Genomic DNA, 3291 nt, shown 5'->3' on the forward strand with positions numbered 1-3291 from the left:
AGAAAGATGGCGAGGGTAAAACAGATCTCGAAGATGTGTTTGTCAACATCATGTCGGGAGGCGCTCGATGAAATCTATTGTCAATAAGCTGCCAATCTCCTATGGCAGTGGTTTCCCAACATTGCTCCGTAAAGAAATTAAGCGTTTTTATAAAGTAGCGTTTCAGACGGTTGCGGCACCAGTGCTTACCGCTGTTCTGTATTTGATGATTTTCGGACATGTGCTGGAAGGCAAAGAGGTGTATGGTCGCTTGAACTACACCGCCTTCTTAATCCCGGGCTTAGTCATGATGAGCGTGTTGCAGAATGCATTTGCGAATACTTCTTCATCACTCATTCAATCAAAGGTAACTGGCAATCTAGTTTTTGTATTGCTAGCTCCATTTAGTCACTTAGAGTTTTATGCCGCTTATGTCTTGGCTGCAGTGTTTCGCGGAATTGTTGTTGGCTCAGGCGTACTAATAATTACGGCATGGTTTGCAATACCATCCTTTGAATACCCGCTATGGATCATGGCATTTGCTCTTTTGGGCGCTGCAATTTTGGGAAGCATGGGTTTAATTGCCGGTATCTGGGCTGATAAATACGATCAACTGGCCGCTTTCCAGAATTTCATCATCATGCCGGCAACCATGTTGTCAGGTGTGTTTTATTCCATTCATTCTTTGCCGGCAGCATGGCAAGTGGTATCGCACTTCAATCCATTCTTCTACATGATTGATGGTTTCCGTTACGGCTTCTTTGGAGTGTCAGATATATCCCCATGGAATAGTTTGGCGATTGTGACCAGCTTCTTTGTCGTAGTGTCAGCTATTGCTTTGCGTTTACTGCAAAAAGGCTACAAGCTCAGAAATTAGTTATTGATGCTTCCTTAAATTCGAATTAAAAAATTATTCAGAAATTAGAAATCAGGAGATTGTGATGTTGCCGACCCCAGAACAAATTGAAGGCTATATTCAGCAGGGCCTCGCATGTACTCATGTGAAAGTTGAGGGTGATGGACAGCATTTTTTTGCGACGATTGTGAGTCCAGAGTTTGAAGGCAAGCGTCTAATTCAGCGCCATCAGTTGGTATATGGCGCTATGGGTGACCGTATGAAAGCTGAAGTTCACGCTTTATCAATCAAAGCATTTACTCCTCAAGAATTCGCACAAAACACTCCAACTTAAAATACGACATTAGCCTTTTACTGGAATAGATTCATGGATAAATTACGAATGGTTGGAGGCACCCCCCTAAAGGGTGAGGTGGTGATTGCGGGCGCCAAGAACGCAGCACTACCCATTTTGTGCGCTTGTTTGCTCACCGATCAACCTATCACTTTGCGTAATGTTCCCGATTTGCAAGATGTGCGGACGATGCTCAAACTCCTCCAGGAGATTGGCGTAACAGTTACTTTCCCAGATTTGAATAATCGTAATTGCGTTGTACTAAAGGCATCCATTATTAAAAGCTCTGAAGCAACCTACGAGATGGTGAAAACCATGCGTGCCTCGATTTTGGTTCTGGGTCCATTGCTTGCCAGAATGCATAGTGCCAAGGTTTCTTTACCGGGTGGTTGCGCTATTGGTGCACGTCCAGTGGATCAGCACATCAAGGGCTTAAAAGCCATGGGTGCCACCATCAAGATTAAGAGTGGATACATTCAGGCGGAAACGAAATCTGCTACTGGTCGTCTGCAAGGTGCTTCTATCTTGACTGACATGATTACCGTAACCGGTACCGAGAATTTATTGATGGCTGCTACTTTGGCGTCAGGCACAACTATTTTGGAGAATGCTGCACGAGAGCCTGAAGTAGGCGACTTGGCTGAGTTGCTCGTCAAAATGGGTGCCAAGATTACCGGTATTGGTAGCGACCGCTTAGTAATCGAGGGCGTGGAGAAGCTCCATGGTGCAGAACATGCTGTGATTGCAGATCGTATTGAGGCGGGTACATTCTTATGCGCAGTTGCGGCTGCTGGCGGTGAGGTGTTGGTCAAGCACTGTCGTCCGGATACATTGGATGCGGTGATTGTGAAACTCAAAGAGGCTGGCTTAGAAATGGAAGTGGGCCCTGATTGGATCAAAGCCTCCATGAAAAGTCGCCCCAAGGCCGTTAGCTTCCGCACTTCTGAGTACCCGGCTTTCCCGACAGATATGCAGGCTCAACTCATGGCGGTCAATGCGATTGCTGAGGGCAACGCCACGATTACTGAAACTATCTTTGAAAACCGCTTTATGCACGTTCAAGAGATGAACCGACTAGGGGCTGATATTGCAATTGAGGGTAATACTGCAATTGCGCAGGGTGTTGAGAAGTTATCTGGCGCTATCGTAATGGCTACGGATTTACGTGCTTCAGCCAGCTTGGTAATTGCAGGCTTGGCCGCCCAAGGCGAAACACAGGTAGACCGGATTTATCACCTAGATCGTGGATATGACCGTATGGAGCAAAAGTTGACCCTCTTGGGGGCCAACATTCAGCGAATCAAGTAAGCCTGATAGATAATTAGTCCATGAAGTTAACTTTAGCCCTCTCGAAGGGGCGCATCTTCGAAGAAACTGCTGAGATCTTATCCAAGATCGGTATTCGTCCGCTTGAGGATCCAGAAAAGTCGCGCAAACTCATTATTGAGACCTCCAATCCTGATGTGCGCCTGATTATTGTGCGTGCTACAGATGTGCCGACCTATGTTCAGTTTGGTGGAGCTGATTTTGGAGTTGCTGGCCTTGACGTCTTAATGGAAAACGGCACCGATGGTTTGTATGTTCCTTTTGATTTGAATATCGCCAAATGCCGTATGTCCGTTGCCGTCAAAGAAGGTTTTGATTACGCTACTGCTGTAAAGCAGGGATCACGTTTAAAAGTCGCAACTAAGTATGTCAATTGTGCACGTGAACACTTTGCTAATAAAGGCGTGCACATCGATACGATTCATTTGTATGGCTCGATGGAGTTAGCCCCCTTGGTTGGATTAGCGGATGCGATTGTAGATTTGGTGTCCACTGGCAATACCTTGCGTGCCAATGGTTTGGTTGAGGTTGAACCAATCGCCGATATCAGCGCACGATTAGTGGTTAATCAAGCTTCTTATAAACGGAAGCGTTCACAGCTACAGCCATTTTTTGAATTGTTGAAGTAAGTAAATATTCAAATGTCAGCGCAAGTTAAAGTCAAACGCCTTAATAGCAAAGATGCTGGGTTCAAAGAAACTCTGCTTTCAAGTCTATCTTTGCCGATGGCAGATGATGAGGCGATTGATGCTGCAGTGGTTAAAATTTTGGCACAAGTAAAAGTCAATGGCGACGC

General features: G+C 45.7%; 4 protein-coding genes. All 4 read left to right on the forward strand.

Going from position 1 to position 3291, the window contains the following annotated elements; translation table 11 throughout:
- Positions 1-67 precede the first annotated feature (67 nt).
- The 4 genes from B7Y67_RS13590 (at position 68) to hisG (ending at position 3124) form a co-directional block, all read left to right on the forward strand.
- Positions 68-856, forward strand: a complete 789-nt coding sequence (locus B7Y67_RS13590; RefSeq protein WP_293599111.1) for an ABC transporter permease — start codon at positions 68-70, stop codon at positions 854-856.
- A 64-nt stretch (positions 857-920) separates the two neighbouring features.
- The gene (locus B7Y67_RS13595) at positions 921-1169 is read left to right on the forward strand and encodes a BolA family protein (RefSeq protein WP_215302370.1); all 249 of its coding nucleotides are present in this window, start codon (positions 921-923) and stop codon (positions 1167-1169) included.
- Between the two features lie 33 nt (positions 1170-1202).
- Positions 1203-2477 carry a UDP-N-acetylglucosamine 1-carboxyvinyltransferase gene (gene murA, locus B7Y67_RS13600; RefSeq protein WP_293599112.1) on the forward strand — a complete coding sequence of 425 codons (1275 nt, stop codon included), beginning with the start codon at positions 1203-1205 and terminating at the stop codon, positions 2475-2477.
- Positions 2478-2497: 20 nt separating this feature from the next.
- The gene (hisG, locus tag B7Y67_RS13605) at positions 2498-3124 is read left to right on the forward strand and encodes an ATP phosphoribosyltransferase (RefSeq protein ID WP_293599113.1); all 627 of its coding nucleotides are present in this window, start codon (positions 2498-2500) and stop codon (positions 3122-3124) included.
- Positions 3125-3291: the final 167 nt, after the last annotated feature.

The sequence above is a fragment of the Polynucleobacter sp. 35-46-11 genome (assembly GCF_002281105.1).